The sequence below is a fragment of the Mycobacterium sp. NGS49 genome (assembly GCF_059812565.1).
Map to the genome: position 1 here is coordinate 147,708 of NZ_JCALCX010000012.1, position 16,717 is coordinate 164,424.

15 protein-coding genes are annotated in these 16,717 nt (G+C 67.3%); 13 read left to right on the top strand and 2 right to left on the bottom strand.

What is annotated here, in order from left to right; translation table 11 throughout:
* The first annotated feature begins 120 nt into the window (after nt 1–120).
* The 9 genes from AC5Y7D_RS14770 (at nt 121) to eccA (ending at nt 9,967) form a co-directional block, all read left to right on the top strand.
* On the top strand, nt 121–630 hold the full coding sequence (locus AC5Y7D_RS14770) for a pullulanase (RefSeq protein WP_499925091.1): 510 nt from the start codon (nt 121–123) through the stop codon (nt 628–630).
* 207 nt (nt 631–837) lie between these two features.
* The gene (locus tag AC5Y7D_RS14775) at nt 838–1,164 is read left to right on the top strand and encodes a WXG100 family type VII secretion target (RefSeq protein WP_499925093.1); all 327 of its coding nucleotides are present in this window, start codon (nt 838–840) and stop codon (nt 1,162–1,164) included.
* Between the two features lie 49 nt (nt 1,165–1,213).
* Nucleotides 1,214–1,504, top strand: a complete 291-nt coding sequence (locus tag AC5Y7D_RS14780; RefSeq protein ID WP_499925096.1) for a WXG100 family type VII secretion target — start codon at nt 1,214–1,216, stop codon at nt 1,502–1,504.
* A gap of 65 nt (nt 1,505–1,569) precedes the next feature.
* The gene (locus AC5Y7D_RS14785) at nt 1,570–2,403 is read left to right on the top strand and encodes an ESX secretion-associated protein EspG (protein WP_499925101.1); all 834 of its coding nucleotides are present in this window, start codon (nt 1,570–1,572) and stop codon (nt 2,401–2,403) included.
* A gap of 35 nt (nt 2,404–2,438) precedes the next feature.
* Nucleotides 2,439–3,467 (top strand): MinD/ParA family ATP-binding protein, encoded by a 1,029-nt coding sequence (locus tag AC5Y7D_RS14790; protein ID WP_499925105.1) that lies wholly within the window; start codon nt 2,439–2,441, stop codon nt 3,465–3,467.
* The gene (eccD, locus tag AC5Y7D_RS14795) at nt 3,467–4,948 is read left to right on the top strand and encodes a type VII secretion integral membrane protein EccD (protein WP_499925108.1); all 1,482 of its coding nucleotides are present in this window, start codon (nt 3,467–3,469) and stop codon (nt 4,946–4,948) included. The genes AC5Y7D_RS14790 and eccD overlap by 1 nt, the downstream gene beginning before the upstream one ends.
* Nucleotides 4,945–6,588 carry a S8 family serine peptidase gene (locus AC5Y7D_RS14800; protein WP_499925111.1) on the top strand — a complete coding sequence of 548 codons (1,644 nt, stop codon included), beginning with the start codon at nt 4,945–4,947 and terminating at the stop codon, nt 6,586–6,588. Before eccD ends, AC5Y7D_RS14800 begins: the two co-directional genes overlap by 4 nt.
* The gene (gene eccE / locus AC5Y7D_RS14805; protein ID WP_499925113.1) at nt 6,585–8,120 is read left to right on the top strand and encodes a type VII secretion protein EccE; all 1,536 of its coding nucleotides are present in this window, start codon (nt 6,585–6,587) and stop codon (nt 8,118–8,120) included. Before AC5Y7D_RS14800 ends, eccE (AC5Y7D_RS14805) begins: the two co-directional genes overlap by 4 nt.
* Nucleotides 8,117–9,967, top strand: coding sequence for a type VII secretion AAA-ATPase EccA (eccA, locus tag AC5Y7D_RS14810; protein ID WP_499925115.1), 1,851 nt, complete (start codon nt 8,117–8,119; stop codon nt 9,965–9,967). Before eccE (AC5Y7D_RS14805) ends, eccA begins: the two co-directional genes overlap by 4 nt.
* Here eccA and AC5Y7D_RS14815 read toward each other — a convergent pair.
* Nucleotides 9,954–11,129, bottom strand: coding sequence for a thiolase family protein (locus AC5Y7D_RS14815; RefSeq protein ID WP_499925117.1), 1,176 nt, complete (start codon nt 11,127–11,129; stop codon nt 9,954–9,956). The genes eccA and AC5Y7D_RS14815 overlap by 14 nt on opposite strands.
* A 111-nt stretch (nt 11,130–11,240) precedes the next feature.
* Complete coding sequence (locus AC5Y7D_RS14820) at nt 11,241–11,696, bottom strand: hypothetical protein (protein WP_499925119.1); 456 nt, start codon at nt 11,694–11,696, stop codon at nt 11,241–11,243.
* A 347-nt stretch (nt 11,697–12,043) separates the two neighbouring features.
* Between AC5Y7D_RS14820 and mycP the strand changes: the two genes are divergently transcribed.
* The 4 genes from mycP to AC5Y7D_RS14840 all read left to right on the top strand — a co-directional run bounded on the left by mycP (nt 12,044) and on the right by AC5Y7D_RS14840 (nt 16,601).
* Nucleotides 12,044–13,396, top strand: a complete 1,353-nt coding sequence (mycP, locus tag AC5Y7D_RS14825; RefSeq protein ID WP_499925121.1) for a type VII secretion-associated serine protease mycosin — start codon at nt 12,044–12,046, stop codon at nt 13,394–13,396.
* Nucleotides 13,393–14,790 (top strand): type VII secretion protein EccE, encoded by a 1,398-nt coding sequence (eccE, locus tag AC5Y7D_RS14830; protein WP_499925122.1) that lies wholly within the window; start codon nt 13,393–13,395, stop codon nt 14,788–14,790. Before mycP ends, eccE (AC5Y7D_RS14830) begins: the two co-directional genes overlap by 4 nt.
* Before the next feature lie 78 nt (nt 14,791–14,868).
* Nucleotides 14,869–16,257, top strand: coding sequence for an EspB family ESX-1 secretion system-associated protein (gene espB, locus AC5Y7D_RS14835; RefSeq protein ID WP_499925125.1), 1,389 nt, complete (start codon nt 14,869–14,871; stop codon nt 16,255–16,257).
* A gap of 5 nt (nt 16,258–16,262) precedes the next feature.
* Nucleotides 16,263–16,601 carry a YbaB/EbfC family nucleoid-associated protein gene (locus AC5Y7D_RS14840; protein ID WP_499925239.1) on the top strand — a complete coding sequence of 113 codons (339 nt, stop codon included), beginning with the start codon at nt 16,263–16,265 and terminating at the stop codon, nt 16,599–16,601.
* The last annotated feature ends 116 nt before the right edge of the window (nt 16,602–16,717 follow it).

A 16,717-nucleotide genomic window follows, 5' to 3' on the forward strand; every position in this document is an offset into this window, starting at 1 on the left:
GGCAAGGCAACGATTCCTGATGCCGGCGTTATCATCCCGACCCGTTCGATCGGGTCATCGTCGCGCAGGTTGCCCGGCGGAGGCTGGAACCCCCGGCCGTGGCGCCCCGTCCAAGCTTGCATGGACTACTGCATCGGCGAAGACGACGGCACGGCATCGATCTGGAATCGCACACCTGACGTCGACCTTGACGGGGACGGCAACTTAGACGCGATTGGGCTCGATCTCGACGGCGACGGCATGCGCGACGACGCGTTGACCGACTTCGACGGCGACGGGTCGGCAGACCACGCCGTGCTGGACATCGACAACGACGGCAACCCGGAAAGCTACTTCGTGGACGACGGATCGGGGACGTGGGCCGTCGCTGTAGACCGCGGCGGACAGCTGCGGTGGTTTGGTCTGGACGGTGTCGAACACGCCGGTGGGCCGCTCGTAGATTTCGACGGCCAGGGCCGGCTTGACGACCGTTTGTTCGACACCGACGGCGACGGAACGGCCGACCGGGTGCTGTCCAGCGACTCGCCGGGGATGACCGGCTATATCGATACTGACGGTGATGGGAGTTGGGACATTCGTGTCACGGACACCGATGGTGACGGAAGTGCCGACGGCGCATCCATTCTATGAATTCATCGAAACATCAGCGCAGCTAACGGCGCCAACCTTTTCCGCTTCCCACCGTTTGACAGGCGGTTGTTTCTCGTGTCCACTAAACAGCCTGATCAAACCCCTGTGGAGCAACGGCGCCCGGTGAAGTGACAGCGCGGTGGAGCTGGTCTAGCTTTACGCAGACCCTGGCTCGGGGAGTGCATTTAATTGAGGGAGACGTAAATAATGGCAAATGCGACCGTTGTCACGCCGGAATTGCTGCGCAATACGCAGCAGCGGATTGAAACGCGACTGCAGGAGGCTGTGGCAATCGCGAACCAGTACCTCAGTGGCCACGAGAACATCATCAGCGCGACCGGCTGGGCCGGCGACGCCGGTTCGGCATCCCTGAACACCGCCGGTCATATCCATCACGATCTGCAGCAGATCATGACCGGCGGACAGCGGCTGGCGCACGGGCTGGGACAGGCCGCGGTTCTCATGGAGAACCACGAGGCGGACGCGGCGCACAACCTCAACGGAGTCTTCGGCGGCGGGACTCAGGCCGTCTAGCCCCTTCAGCTTCCGAATCGCTGACCCACCAAGTAAGGAATCAATCGTCATGACAGATCAGATCGTCTACAACCATGGAGCCGTCATTGGTTTCGCCGGGGAGGTAGGTGCGCAGGCCGCCCAGTTGATGGAAATCCACGCCGACGTCTTGCACATGACCCAGGCGCTCGGGGACTTCTTCCAGGGACATGGCGCCACGGCGTTCTTCGACGCACAGCAGCAGATGCTGCGCGGCCTCGAGGACCTGATTCAGACCGTCAGCCGCCATGCGCACACCGTCCACAATGTGGACGAGATGGCCCAAGCGACCGACGCCCAGATGGGCGCCTTGTTCAGCTAGCAACTTCGAGCGGGCCGGCGGGGCGCATGCACAGCGTGCGCCCCCTGGCCCGCATTGGGGACCTCGTGTTAACCACCACAGTCGACGGGCTCTGGGCCCTGCAAGTACTCACCGGAATCGAGACGGTCGCGCCGGAGCTGGGCCTGCGACCGCATCTGCCCAGCGCCGAGCCCCGGCGGCTGGCGCTGGAACACCCAGTCACGGCCGAACTGCGCGACGCCGGAGTCATCGACGCGTTCGGCACCGTTGATCCTCCGGTAATGGAGTGGCTGACGGTTCTTTCGCGCCGAGACATCGCCTTGATCATCCGGGTGTGTGCGCCCGGTCACGACCAACCGGCCGGGGTGCTGCTTGCCAGGTTTGCGCACTGGTGGGTGGCCATGGAGCGCTCGGCCGATCTGGTTCGCATCAGCGGTGCGGGCACGGCCGGCACCGAAGGATCGGCGACCACGGTCCTCAACGGTCAGATCGAGCGGTTGTGCGGCAACAACGGGCCCGCATCGCTGCGGCCCGTCACCCTCGACGCCGACGCCATGCGGACTGCGGCGGTCGGCCGAGAGGCATTGCACACCTTCCTTAACGGGCAGCAGCTCGACGTCGACCAACTGAGGGTGCTGACGCTGGCCGCAGATCGCAACCGATCGGCGCAAGCTTCGATCGTCGCCACCCAGGCCGGTATCGAGACGGGACGATCGCAACGCACCCACATCGAACCGGGCGCGGTGACAATTATCGACACCGTGGAGGGGAGACTGGTCGCCGAGGACGTCGAATCCGCGGGAAAGAAGTGGATGATCATCGCGCCCGGTACCAGCAGCAACGTCGCTGCCGCGATCAACCGCATGGTACGGCGCCTGCCGGCCCGGCAGGACTGGCATTCGTACCGCAAAGTTGTGTAGTCGAGAGGCATCACTCAAGTGTTAGCAATCGCGCTGTGAAGAACGCATGGAATACGGGCTCGAATACCGTTGAGCACAATGGGCTTTCGCAACGGGAAGCGTCCCCGGGCCGTTACCAGCACCAGGAGTCCGTTTCCGGCACCTTGCGCATTTCCGACATGGTGGCTCCGCGCAAGATCCCACCCGGAGCCGGTTGGCGCAAGTTCGTCTACGCGATCTCCTTCCAGACCATTAATCTCGGCGAGTCACCGGCCGAGAGACACCACCGAGAATTGCAGGCGCGGATCCGGCGCCACATCCGCAAGCAATACGTGATCGGGGTGATCTCCGGCAAAGGCGGCGTCGGCAAAACAACGATGACCGCCTGTATCGGCGGGGCGTTCCGGGAATGCCGACCAGACAACGTCGTCGCCATCGACGCAGCGCCGGGATTCGGGACGCTGGCGGGCCGGATCGACGAGTCGCCGCCGGGCGACTATTCGGCTGTGTTGAACGACACCGACGTCCAGGGTTACGCCGATATCCGGGAACATCTGGGGCAGAACAGCATTGGCCTGGACGTGCTGGCCGGGAACCGGGCCTCGGATCAGCCACGGCCGCTGGTGCCGTCGATGTTCACCGGCGTGCTGTCACGGTTACGCCGCACCCACACCGTCATAGTGGTGGACACATCGGACGACCTGGAGCACCCGGTGATGAAGGCGGTGCTCGACGCCTGTGATGCCCTCGTCTTCGTCTCCGGATTGACCGCCGATACCTCGTTGCCGGTAACCCGCGCGATCGACCTGCTGCGCTCGATGGGCTATCACGAACTGGTGTCCCGCAGCACCGTCGTTCTCAATGACAGCCGCAACAAGTACGACCCGGACGCACGCAGCTACCTCACGGAACGGTTCAAGCAATCCGGCGCCACCGTCGAATTCATGCCCTACGACCCGTATCTGGCCAAGGGCGGCATCATCGACACCCGCCACGAACTGAAGAAGCCGACCCGGCTGCGGCTGTTCGAGATCACCGCCGCCCTGGCCGACAAGTACATTCCGGATGCCGACAGGCCCCGCTAATGCCGAGGGTTTCGTTTCCGGCGCGTTGTGCCGTTGCAGTTGTCTGCGGTGAACACCTTCTCTCGCAGGTCTATCCGGCCTCGGTGCCGGTCGAGGTCTTCATCGACAACGCCGTCGAGTTGCTCAACGACGAGCTCAAGCGGCGTGGCCTGGCCGGACTCGAGGCCGGCGTCGGGTACGAGTTGCACAAAGCCAATGGCGTGCGGCTGGATGTGACGAAGACCCTCGATGAACTCGGCGTCGAAGACGGCGCCACGCTGGCTCTGGTACCCGCGGTCGAGGGGGAATCATTCGAGCCGCAGTACGAGTCGCTATCGACCGGGCTGGCGCGGGTGGGCAAGAAGCTTTTCGAACCGGTCACCGTGCAAACCGCCGCCCACACCGCGCTGGCCATCGGTGTGGCCGCCGCCACCACCATCCTGGGATTAGCTGTGCGGCAACGTTTCTCGACTGACTCGCTGATGCCCAGCATCGTCGCCGGCGGTGTCGGGCTGCTGGCGGCCGCCGGCGCGGTAGTGGTGTGGCGGTGGTGGCCGCACCGCGCCGACATGCTCGACGGCCTGGGTTGGCTGAGCGTGCCACTGCTCGCGGTGAGCCTGGGCGCCGGCGCGCCGGGGCACCCCGGATCGGCCCACATCTTCATCGGCACACTGTCGACCTTGGTGATGGCCTGGGCGATCGCCGCACTGACGGAACGGCACGCCACGGTGGCGGCCGCGGTCGTGACCCTGTGCGGACTGGTCGTTGCCATTGCGGCAGTGCGGATGTGGTGGCCGGTGCCCGCGCAGTGGCTGGGGATGTGCACCCTGATCGCGCTGCTGTTGGTCCTTACCCTGGCCCCGACGATCGCACTCTGGGTCGCCCGGATCCGGCCGCCGTACTTCGGGTCGATAACCGGTCGCGACTTGTTCCGACGCAGCGCCGGACTGCCGACGGATGCGGTGGCCCCGGTAAGCGAGGGCGGCGACGATGACGCAAATCCGGACACCACACCTCGTGGCGCACGAATCGCTGCGGCCGCGATGCGGGCCAATCACGTGTTGACCGGGATCTGCGTGGGGGCTGCGGTGGCGTTGCCCGCGGCGGTGTGGTGGTCATTGATGCCGGGCCGCGACCGGAGCGCTGCGGCAGCGCTGCTGGCCGCGCTGTTCGTGGTGATCTTCATCAGCAGGGGCCGGGCTTTCGCCGACAAGCGCCAGGCCGTGGCCCTGGTGTCCGGGGCGGCGTTCGCGACCTGCTTGGGGGTCGTCAAGTACGTCGTGCACGCGCCGGCTTGGTCGGCGCAGGCGCTGCTCGCCGCGTCGGTGCTGCTGGTCGCTTTCGCGGGAGCCGGATTGTTGGCGGCGCTGCTGGTTCCGGTCACCAGGTTCACCCCGCTGGTCCGAATGGCCGCGGAGTGGGTCGAACTCGCGGCCATCATCGCCGCGCTTCCGATCGCCGCGTGGATCGGGGGGCTGTTCACCTGGGTGCGCATGCGATGAGCCGGACAGCCGTTGGGGCCCGGCGGGCCTGCGCGATGGCCCTGGCCAGCGGTGTCGTGGCGTTGTCGACGGGTTATCCTGCGGCACAGGCGATTCCGGTGCCAACGATCGATCCGGCCCGGGTACCGGCAGACGGCAAGCCCGCCGCCGACCAGCCGATGCGGCAAAGCAACATGTGCGCACGGACCATCACCGTTGCCGATCCCAACGTGGCGGTGACCGCCCCGGGCTTCACGATGCTCAACATCAGCAAGGCCTGGCAGTACTCCACGGGCAACGGGGTGCCGGTGGCGATCATCGACACCGGCATCAATCCCAGCCCGCGGCTTCCGGTGGTGGCCGGTGGCGACTACATCATGGGTGGCGACGGGCTGATGGACTGCGACGCGCACGGCACCATCGTGGCGTCGGTGATCGGTGCCGCACCCCAAGGAACTCCGATGCCCGCCCGGATGCCCAGTGCCGCTGCCTTTGCGCCACCGGTCGGGCCGCCTGCGGTCGAAGGGGCGCCGCCACCGCCCGGGGGTCCGCCGCCCCCACTGGCCCCACCGCCACCACCCACCCCCGTGACGGTCACCGAGACCAGACCGGCGCCGCCACCCCCGCCTGCCGATGAACCATCCAACGGTCCGGGGGAGCCGGGTGTCGGGACGACCGACGTCCCGGAGGTGCCGGCTCCCCCGGCGGGAGCACCGGACGGCGTCGTCGGCGTCGCACCGCACGCGGTGATCATCTCCATCCGCCAGTCGTCGCGGGCCTATGAGCCGGTCAATCCCGGACCCGGCGACATGGAGGTACGGAAGAAGGCGGGTTCCATCGCCACGCTGGCCAGCGCCCTTGTGCACGCGGCGAATATGGGCGCCAAGGTGATCAATATCAGCGTGACGTCATGCGTGCCGGCCGCTGACCCGCTGGACCAGGCTGCGATCGGCGCCGCTGTGTGGTACGCCGCCACCGTTAAGGACGCGGTGATCGTGGCTGCCGCGGGCAACGACAGCGAAGACGGCTGCGCCCAGAACCCGTCGTTCGACCCGCTGGACCCGTCCGATCCCCGTGACTGGCATCAGGTGAAGACCGTGTCGTCGCCCTCGTGGTTCGCCGATTATGTGTTGTCGGTAGGGGCCGTCGACAACACGGGTGCGGCCATCAACAAGAGCCTGGCCGGGCCCTGGGTGGCCGCGGCGGCCCCCGGCATCGGCATCATGGGCCTGTCTCCGCAGACCGGTGGACCCGTCAACGCCTATCCACCGGTTCGGCCCGGCGAGAAGAACATGCCGATCTGGGGCACCAGCTTCTCCGCCGCCTACGTCAGTGGCGTCGCGGCCTTGGTGCGGGCCAGGTTTCCGGCGCTGTCCGCCCATCAGATCATCAACCGGATCGTGCAGACCGCGCACAATCCCCCGCGCGGGGTCGACAATCAGGTCGGCTACGGTGTGGTGGATCCGGTGGCGGCGCTTACCTTCGATGTGCCTGCGGGAGAACGGCTTCCGCCTGGGACGCATACCCGGATCGTCAAGCCGGCAGTCCCGCCGCCGCCGCCGGATCACCGCGCCCGCAATGTGGCGTCGATCTTCGCCGCCATCGTTGTCTCCGTGGTGGCGGCGACCGCGCTGATTACCCGGGCGCGGCGGGAGCGATGACCGCCGCAACGAGGCCGGTGACCGTCGTCGGCCTCTTTCTCGCGACCCTCGCCGGGTGGGCGACCGGTGGTTACGCCGGCGCGGCAACGGGTTTGACGCTCGGCCTGGTCATCACTGTCGTTCCCTGGCGGGGGCAGACGGCGTGGTCATGGCTCGTCTTGTGGTGGCTGCGGAACCGCCGGATTGGGTGGACTGAACCGCGCACCGTCGCCAACGACCGCGCCGGCGGAGGGGTGCGATGTCAAGACGGGATCGCGATAGCCGCAGTGCAATTGCTCGGCAAGGCACATGTCCCGACGCTGTTCACCGGCTCGACCGCCACCCACACCGAGAACGCCTTCGACATCACCGATCTGGCGCCGATGCTGCGGCAGAGTCTGGGACTGGGGGTGCAGTCGCTCAGCGTGATCAGTACCGGAGCGCGGCGGCGGCCTACCGGCGACTACCCGCGGGTGTACGACACGCTGATCGGGACCCCGCCCTACGCGGGGCAGCGCGAAACCTGGCTCGTCGTGCGCATTTCGGCGCTGGCCAACGCCGAGGCGCTGCAGGCCCGAACGTCGTTGGGCACAGCCACGCTGGCCGCCGCACAACGGATCAGTGCGGCGATGCGCCAGCGTGGGATTCGGGCGAGGGTGGCCACTGCCACCGACATCGTCGAGTTGGAGCACCGCCTGGGTGCATCGGCGCTGGACGTGCTGAATCGTCGCTGGAACTCGGTGCGGGGGGAGGGCGGCTGGCTGACCACATACTGGTATCCGCCCGGGGACATCACTACCGAGAGCCTGGGTCAGGCCTGGGCCATCCGTGCGGACGGAATCACGCAGAACATCACGCTTTTCGGCGACGGCGGCGTCACCGCTACGATGACGATCCGCAGCGCGCAACCACCGACCGGGCCGCCAAGCATGCTGTTGCGGACGTTGCCGGGCGAACAGGCGGCCGCGGTCGCGGCGAACCTGTGCGGGCCATTGCCGCCGGTGCGCGGAATCCGTCGTGGGCGGTTGACCGATCCGATTGTGATTCCAATCGGGCCTTCCGGCGTGCTGCTGGGGAAGGTGGACGGCGGCAACCGGATCATGCTGCCCCTCGATGACCCGGGCGAATTCAGCCGCGTCCACATCGCCGCGGACGACGCACTGGCCAAACGCATCGTGGTCCGGCTGGCCGGAGCGGGCGAACGGATCACGGTTCACACGCGCAATACCGAGCGCTGGGACAGTGTCAGGATGCCCGACGTCGCCGTCACCGACCTGGCCAAGCCGATCCCCGGTACCACTGTCAGCGTGGTGGACGGTACAGTCACTCCGGCGCCCCGCCCGAATACGCTTGTCTCCGTGGGTGACTTAGGCGCCGACTATCGCGGATCCGCCAATGTGCTGATCACCCAGACAGGTCCGGCGACGGTGTCGGTACTGGCCGCCGGTCAGGTCCACGCTGTCGAGGTCGAACTGTTCCGCGCCGAGAACCGTTATGTGTCAACCGAACCCCTTCCTCGGAGTAACGACCTAGCCGTGGTGGAAGCGCGATGACGAGTTCCACCATGACCGCTGCCGCTCGAAAGCGGTTCGATCAGGCGATGGCGTTGTTGGACCGCGACCCCGCCGCCGCAGGTAGTCGTTTCCGGGAGGCGACCGAGATCGACCCGTCGATGGCGGACGCGTGGCTGGGCCGGATCGCCGCGGGAGACGAGTCGTTGACGACGGTGCGGCATCTTTACGAGTACGGCTCTCGGCTGCACCGCGAGACGAACCGTCTAGGCGTGCGACTGTCCGCGCCGGTCAAAGCCGGTCCTTACCTGTCGATTTCGGTGACGGAGTCATCGCATGCGGGGTTGGCGCTGGCCAGTGCGCTGGTCGACGCGGGGGAGTATGCCAAGGCCGACGCGTTGCTGCACGAGCCCGCCCTGCTGGACACCTGGGAGAACCACCAGTGGCAGCAGCACATCGAGGCCTACCTGATGTTCGCCACCCAGCGCTGGCCGGACGTGCTCGCCGTAGCAGCAGCGGTGCTGCCCCCGCAGGCGATCATCAGGTCAGCGGTGACGGCGGCGACCTGCGCGTTGGCGGGCCATGCCGCCGCCCACCTGGGTCAGGCGCGTCTCGCGCTGGAGTGGACCGATCGCGTGCGGGTGCACTCCGCGACAGCCGCGCCCCGCACTGGCCGTGACGAAGCCGCTATCACCGCGATCGACGCAGCGGACTTCCCCTTGATTGCAGGTGATTTGGCCTACGTGCGGGGGATGGCGCACCGCCAGCTCTGTGACGAACCGCAAGCGCAGGTGTGGTTGTCCAAAGCGACGATCAACGGAGCCCTGATGGTGTCAGCGAAGCAGGCACTGGCCGACCCCACTCTGCAGCTTTCGATCACTGACGAGGAGGCCATCGCTACGCGGACCGACAGGTGGGACGTGCACACCCAGCGGTCTGTCCAGCAGCGCACCGAGGCCGAGCAGGAAGAACGGCGGAATCAGCTGCTGCAGGAAGGTCGGGCGCTGCTCGACAACCAGGTCGGATTGGCCGAAGTCAAGCGGGCGGTCGCCGAGTTGGAGGATCAGATCGAGGTCCGGGCGCTGCGACTGGCGGCCGGGTTGCCGGTGGCCAATCAGACCAATCACATGCTGCTGGTCGGCCCACCGGGCACCGGCAAGACGACCACCGCCGAGGCGCTGGGAAAGATCTACGCCGGCCTGGGTATCGTTCGTCACCCGGAGATCGTCGAGGTGAAGCGGGCCGACTTCTGCGGCGAGCACATCGGGGCGTCAGGACCGAAAACCAATGAGCTGATTGATCGTTCGCTGGGCCGTATTCTTTTCATGGACGAGTTCTACTCGCTGGTGGAACGACACCAGGACGGGCGACCGGACATGATCGGGATGGAAGCGGTCAACCAGTTGCTGGTGGCGCTGGAGGTCCACCGGTTCGACTTCTGCTTCATCGGCGCCGGATACGAAAACGAAGTCGACGAATTCCTCACGGTGAACCCGGGTTTGGCCGGCCGCTTCAATCGGAAGCTGCGATTCGAGTCGTACACACCCGACGAGCTGGTGGAAATTGCGGTGCGCTACGGCGACCCCAGAGCAACCGTCGTCGAGCCGGGCGCCGCCGAGGCGTTGAAGGCGGCCTGTGCGACGCTGCGTTCGTATCGTGCACCGGACGGCACCCACGGCGTCGACTTGATGCAGAACGGCAGATTCGCGCGCAATATCGTGGAACGGGCCGAGCGGCTGCGGGATTCACGGGTGGCCGCACAGCATCGCAGCGCCAAGGGGTCGGTGACAGTGGACGATCTGCAAACCCTGCGCACCCAGGATGTGGTCACCGCGGTGCAAGAGGCATGTGCGGAAAAGCATGTCCCGCTGGACCTCACACCTCGATGACGACAGCCCCGCCCTGCCCGCCGCCCGCGCACATCGCGGCCACACCGATTCCTCCGCCGCGCCGCATCAACTCATACGTCAGCGTGGTCACCATCCGCGCACCGGAGGCCGCGATCGGGTGGCCGAGGCTGCAGCCGCTGCCGGAGAAGTTCACCTTCTCCTCGTCGAGGCCGTACTCCCGGCACGCGGCGATCGGCACCGAGGCGAACGCCTCGTTGATCTCCCACAGCGCCACGTCGCCGGGCACGAGCCCGGCCCGCTGCAGCACCTTGCCGATCGATGCGACGGCGCCCAGCCCGCAGTCGCGCGGCGCCACCCCGGCCGCGGCCCAGGCCCGGACCTTGCCCATCACGTGCAACCCCTCGGCCGCGGCGTAGTCGGCACCGACCAGCGCCACCGCCGCGGCGGCGTCGTTGGTGCCGCTGCTGTTGCCGGCGGTGATCGAGAACCCCTCGATCTCCGGGTGCAGTACTTTCAGCCCGGCCAGCTTCTCCACCGTGGTGTCGCGGCGCGGGTGCTCGTCGACAGCGAACTCGGTCACCGACCCGTCGAACTGGGTGATCTTCAGCGGCAGGATCTCGTCGGCGAACTTGCCGGCGTCCTGGGCCGCCACCGCGCGCTGGTGCGAGCGGGCCGCCCAGGCGTCCATCTCCTCGCGGCTGATGCCGACCGACTGCGCGGTGTTCCACCCCACGGTGATCGACATGTCCTTGGCCGGTGCGTCCGGTGTCTCCACGTGGGTGGGCGGCATCCACCGCTCCTCGAACTTCAGCTCCGGACCCGGGATGCGCCAGTTGGTCAGCGGCGTCATCGACAGCGACTGCACGCCCCCGGCGATCAGCACCCGCTCCATGCCCGAGCCGATCTGGGCGGCGGCGTTGCCGATCGCGGTGAGGCTGCCCGCGCAGTGCCGGTTCACCGACTGGCCGGGCACGTGCTCCAGACCGGTGGCGGTGGCCGCGTAGCGGGCCAGATCGCCGCCGCCGTAATGAGATTCGGCGAAGATGAGGTCGTCGATGGCCGACGGGTCCACACCCGAGCGGCGCACCACCTCGGGCAGCACCGCGGTGATCAGCGACTCGGGCGGGGTGTTGACGAGGGTGCCCTTGAAGGACCGGCCGATCGCCGTCCGGACGGCACCGACGATGACGGGTGTGGCCATCTTTGAACCTCGTAATCTCTAACGGGGGACCCAGGCCCTATCGTAGCAAGTACCGTATTTACAATAGTAACCACGTATGTAACGTCTCGGCGGCGCCTGAAAACCGTACCGCTAGGGCCACGGCGGTCCTGGTGGACGAGGGGCCGGCGGGGGATAGTGCGGGGGCGGGTAATGCGGCTGGCTGCCGGGTCGGGGCGGGTAAGGCGGTTGGTTCTGCTGGGGGTAGGGGGGAAGACCGCCCGCCGGCCCGTAATACCCCGGGCCGCCCGGGGGCATGGAGTTCTGCGGCGCCTCGGGACGGCTCACGGCGGCCCTGATCCCCAGCCCAATGCCCGCGATCGTCACCACGGAACCGACACCGAGCGCCACCCAACCCATCGTGTGGTCGAGGTTGCGCTGCTCCTGGTAGGTCCGGGTGGAATGCCGGCGCTTCGTGCACGTGTCGCCGGCCTGCATGACCCTCCCGTCACACTTCACGACGGTCTCGAAGGCGAAGTAGGAACCGAAGGCGATCATCCCCAGCCCGATGAGGAGGAGCAGCACGGCTGCGAAGATCCTGTTACTCATGGGCACCTCTCCGGAGAATCGCCGAACCCCATTCACGGTCGGCACCTAGATACTGCGCCGCGAAGTCCGGGCATGTCCATCCTTGCCAAACCACCGGCGTCGTGTGCCACGTCGAGTTCGCGAATGCGCTGGCACACAACACCTTTGGCTCCCAGCGGGCAGCACTCGCGGCTCCCGTCGCGAGAAGGCCCGCGGCCGATCCTTGCAAGTGCGTTGGGTGCCCGCTGCACTACATTGCGCGCACATGACAACCCGGACCCGAATAGCGCCGTTTACGCACCTGTTACGTCTAAACTGCTGCCAGGATCGACACGCCGCACGAACTCAATGAATGGAGTGATTCGGGGGTGCACCGGATCTTGCTGATGACGGTGGCGCTGGCCGTGGCAATGGGATTCACCGCGCCGCCGGCACTGGCCATCACCCCGCCCCCGATCGATCCCGGAGCCCTGCCACCGGACGTCACCGGTCCCGATCAGCCCACCGAACAACGCGTCCAATGCTCGGGACCCACGGTGCTGCCCGATTCCACCTTCCACGATCCGCCCTGGAGCAACGCCTACATCGGGGTCTCCGAGGCCCACAAGTTCGCCACGGGTGCCGGTGTGACGGTCGCCGTGATCGACACCGGCGTCAACGCGTCGCCCCGCGTTCCGGCCGAGCCCGGCGGAGACTTCGTCGACCAGGCCGGCAACGGGCTGTCCGACTGCGACGCGCACGGCACGCTCACCGCGGCGATCATCGGCGGCCGGCCCGCACCCACCGACGGCTATGTCGGCGTCGCACCCGATGCCCGCCTGATCTCGCTGCGCCAAACCTCCGAAGCTTTCGAACCCGTCGGCGCCCAATCGAATCCCAACGACCCCAACGCCACCCCGGCCGCCGGTTCCATCCGCAGCCTGGCCCGCGCGGTGGTGCATGCCGCGAATCTCGGCGCCGGCGTCATCAACATCAGCGAAGCCGCGTGTTACAAGGTGACCAAGCCGATCGACGAGGCGAGCCTGGGTGCGGCCATCGACTACGCCGTCAACGTCAAAAACGTGGTGGTCGTCGTCGCGGCCGGTAACACCGGTGGTGACTGCGCGCAGAATCCGCCGCCCGATGCGGCCAACCCCGGCGACCCGCGCGGATGGAACAAGGTGCAGACCGTGGTCACGCCCGCCTGGTACGGCGACCAGGTGATCACCGTGGGCGGCATCGGCCAAACGGGCGTCCCCAGTACCTTCTCCATGCACGGGCCTTGGGTTAACGTGGCGGCACCAGCCGAGAACATCGAATCGCTCGGTGACCGCGGTGACCCGGTGAATGCCTTGCAGGGCAAGGAAGGACCGGTGCCGATCGCGGGCACGTCGTTCGCCGCGGCCTACGTCTCAGGGGTTGCGGCGCTGGTGCGCCAGCGGTTCCCCGAACTGACGCCCGCACAGGTGATGCAACGGATTGAGGCCACCGCGCGCCATCCGGGCGGCGGGGTCGACAACTTGGTCGGTGAGGGCACGATCAACGCCCTGGCGGCCTTGACGTGGGACATCACCCCGGGGCGGGGCACCATGCCCTACGACGTCCGCCGGATGCCGCCGCCGGTCATGGCACCCGCCCCCGACCGGCTGCCGATCACCGTGGTCACCCTCGCGATCGGTGGCCTGTTGGTGGCCCTCGCATTCGGCTCGCTGGCGGCCCGGGCGTTGAGGCGCCGGCGATGAGCAGTCCGATTCGGCTGAAGTTCAGCACCGGCCACACGCTGGTGCTGGCGGTGCTGGCGCCGGTGGCGATCCTGCTGTTCCTCCCGACCCGGCACTGGTGGGCCGGAATCGCGGTGGCCGCCGCGGGTGCCGTCATCGCCTTCGTCACCTTCTTCGGACGCCGGCTGACCGGCTGGGTGGCAACGGTTTTCGCCTGGCTGCGCCGGCGTCGCAAACCACCGGACATTCCGTCCGACCCCGTGGTCGGCGCCACGGTGAAGCCGGGCGATCACGTGGCGGTGCGGTGGCGTCGCAGCCACCTGATCGCGGTCATCGAGCTCAAGCCGCGGCCGTTCACGCCGACGGTGATCGTGGACGGCAAGGCTCACACCGACGATGTGCTGGACACCAGGCTGCTGGAACACCTGCTGGAAGTGCACTGCCCGGACCTGGAGGCCGACATCGTCTCGGCCGGCTACCGGGTCGGCAGGACCGCCACTCCCGAAGTGGTGAACCTCTACCAACAGATCATCGGCGCCGACCCGGCCCCGGCCAATCGCCGCACCTGGATCATGCTGCGCGCCGATCCCGCACACACCAGCAAGTCCGCGCAGCGCCGCGACGAAGGTGTTGCCGGTCTGGCCCGTTATCTGGTGGCGTCGGCGACCCGCATCGCCGACAACCTGGCCGGCCACGGCGTGGACGCGGTGTGCGGACGCAGTTTCGACGACTACGACCACGCCATCGATATCGGCTTCGAAGGATTTGTGCGGGAGAAGTGGTCGGTGATCAAGGGCAGCGATTGCTACACCGCGGCCTACACCGCCCCCGGCGGCCCGGACATGTGGTGGTCGGCGCGCGCCGACCGCACCGTCACCCGGGTGCGCATCGCGCCGGGGATGGCGCCGCAGGCCACGGTGCTGCTTACCACCGTGGGCAAGCCGAAGACACCGCGCGGCTTTTCTCGCCTGTACGGCGGACAGCGGCCCGCCCTGACCGGGCAGAACCTCATCGCCCACCGGCACTGCCAGATCCCGATCGGGTCGGCCGGCGTGCTGGTGGGTGAGACGGTGAACCGGTGTCCGGTCTACCTACCGTTCGACGACGTCGACGCCAGCCTCAACCTGGGTGATGCGCAGACATTCACCCAGTTCGTGGTGCGCGCGGCGGCCGCGGGGGCGCATGTGACCGTAGGCGCGCACTTCGAGGAGTTCGCCCGCCTGATCGGTGCACAGGTTGGTCCGGTGGCCAAGGTGACGTGGTCGAACGCCACCACTTACCTGGGTCCGCACGCCGGGGTGGAGCAGGTCATCCTGCGCCACAACATGGTCAGCACGCCCCGTCACCGGCAGCTGCCCATCCGGCGCGTTTCCCCACCCGAGGAGAGCCGCTTCCAACTTGCATTGCCGAAGTAGCAAGCTGTTCGATTTTGGTGCACGAACCTCGAACTTTAGCGACGATAATGGTTAGAGCATTAAGGAGGACGATCCGATATGACTCAGCCACAGACCGTAACGGTGGATCAGCAAGAGATTCTGTCGCGGGCCAACGAGGTCGAGGCGCCGATGGCGCAGGCGCCGACCGATTCCCCCACCGCGCCGTGCGCGCTCACATCGGCGACCAACGCGACCGAACAGATCAGGCTCAACACCGAGAACATGATCTCCTTCCTGGAGATCGGCGCCCGCGAGCGGAGCCGCCTGGCGACCTCGCTGCGCAATGCGGCCAAGGCATACGGGGACGTTGACGAAGAGGGCGCGACCGCCCTGAACAACGACGGCGGTGAGGTGGCCGCAGAATCGGCGGGCGGCGCCGGCGGCGACGAGTCAGCGGGGCTGCAGGACACTCCGCAAGTGGCGGCCGCGGGCGACGAGGGCTTCACCGACCTGGAAACCGCGGCCAAGAAGATCGAGACCGGCGATCAGGGCGCCTCGCTCTACCGCTTGTCAGAGGTGTGGAACAAGTTCAGCTTCGCCCTGCAGGGGGATGTCAAGCGGTTCCGCATTTTCCAGAACTGGGAAGGCGACGCCGCGACCGCGTGCGAGGACTCCCTGGAGCAGCAGCGCCAATGGATCGTTTTCATGGGGGAGAACGCGGCAGCGGTGGCCCAGCAGGCCTTGTTCATGGCGAAATTGCAGGACTACGCCAAGCGCAACCACCCCACCTCGGAGGACATCGCGGCGCTGAGGAAGATGGTCGCGGACGGCAACAAAGAGGCCATCAAGGTATACGCCCAATATCAGGAAACCTCCGAAAAGATCCTGCAGGAGTACGACACCAAGTCCGCCCAGGTCAAAGCGCTCAACCTGAAGCGGCCGCCGGCGGCCATCAAGATCGACCCGCCGCCGCCGGCGCAGACACCGGGCCTCATTCCCACCCAGGTGATGCAGGCGGCGGCGATGGCCGGTGGCGGATCCGGCTCCGGCATGCAGCCGCCCATGATTCCGCCCACCGGCGGCGGCGGCGCCGGCGGCGGCATGCCGGCCGGCGTGAGTGAAGAGCTCGCCTCGGCCCGTGACGCCGCCGCGAATCTATCGAAAGAGCCTGGCATGAAACCGATGTCGCTGGGCGGTGGCGGAGGCGGCGGCGGCATGCCGGCGATGCCGCTGGCACCGGCAACCGGTGGCATGGAGACCGGCGAATCGATGCGCCCCGCGGGCGCGGGCGACCTCGGGGGCGCCGGGCAGGGTGCCGCCGCGGGTCGCGGCGCGGCCGGCGGCAGTGGCATGGGCATGCCGATGGGTGGCCATGGCCAGGGTGGGGGAGGCTCCAAATCCAAAGGGGCACAACAAGATGACGAAGCGTTGTACACCGAAGACAGGGCGTGGACCGAAGCCGTTATCGGTCAGCGCCGCCGGCAAGACATGAAGGAGTCGAAGTGACCGACATGGATATGGACCCGCATGTCGCGGCGGCCCTCGCCCTGGCGGCGCGGTTTCAGCAGGCCCTGGAGGGCACGCTGAACCAGATGAACAACGGGAACTTCCGCGGCGAGGACGAAGCCGAGACCGTCGAAGTGACCATCAACGGGCACCAGTGGCTGACGGGTGTGCGCATCAACGAGGGTCTCATCAAGGAGTTGGGCGCCGAGGTTGTCGGTGCCCGAATCAACGAGGCTCTGCAGAACGCGCAGCAGGCCGCAACGCAGTACAACTCGGCCGCGGGCGAACAGCTCACCGCGGCACTCGAGGCAATGACCAAGGCAGCCTCCAACAACCACGGCTGATAACGCGCCACGCGCACTCCGGGCTTCGGGCATTCCGGATGGTTCGGCACGCATTTGTGCTGTGCCGATATCGCGCATTCGAATTTCGCACAGGTGATTGGCGGTGCGTTCGGCAT

Excerpts from the sequence above, each read along its gene's own strand:
- AC5Y7D_RS14770 (WP_499925091.1), top strand. The coding sequence starts at position 121 with ATGGACTACTGCATCGGCGAAGACGACGGCACGGCATCGATCTGGAAT.
- eccD (WP_499925108.1), top strand. The coding sequence starts at position 3,467 with ATGCCGAGGGTTTCGTTTCCGGCGCGTTGTGCCGTTGCAGTTGTCTGC.
- AC5Y7D_RS14815 (WP_499925117.1), bottom strand. The coding sequence starts at position 11,129 with ATGGCCACACCCGTCATCGTCGGTGCCGTCCGGACGGCGATCGGCCGG.
- AC5Y7D_RS14780 (WP_499925096.1), top strand. The coding sequence starts at position 1,214 with ATGACAGATCAGATCGTCTACAACCATGGAGCCGTCATTGGTTTCGCC.
- AC5Y7D_RS14800 (WP_499925111.1), top strand. The coding sequence starts at position 4,945 with ATGAGCCGGACAGCCGTTGGGGCCCGGCGGGCCTGCGCGATGGCCCTG.
- espB (WP_499925125.1), top strand. The coding sequence starts at position 14,869 with ATGACTCAGCCACAGACCGTAACGGTGGATCAGCAAGAGATTCTGTCG.
- eccE (WP_499925122.1), top strand. The coding sequence starts at position 13,393 with ATGAGCAGTCCGATTCGGCTGAAGTTCAGCACCGGCCACACGCTGGTG.
- eccA (WP_499925115.1), top strand. The coding sequence starts at position 8,117 with ATGACGAGTTCCACCATGACCGCTGCCGCTCGAAAGCGGTTCGATCAG.
- eccE (WP_499925113.1), top strand. The coding sequence starts at position 6,585 with ATGACCGCCGCAACGAGGCCGGTGACCGTCGTCGGCCTCTTTCTCGCG.
- AC5Y7D_RS14820 (WP_499925119.1), bottom strand. The coding sequence starts at position 11,696 with ATGAGTAACAGGATCTTCGCAGCCGTGCTGCTCCTCCTCATCGGGCTG.
- AC5Y7D_RS14775 (WP_499925093.1), top strand. The coding sequence starts at position 838 with ATGGCAAATGCGACCGTTGTCACGCCGGAATTGCTGCGCAATACGCAG.
- AC5Y7D_RS14840 (WP_499925239.1), top strand. The coding sequence starts at position 16,263 with ATGGATATGGACCCGCATGTCGCGGCGGCCCTCGCCCTGGCGGCGCGG.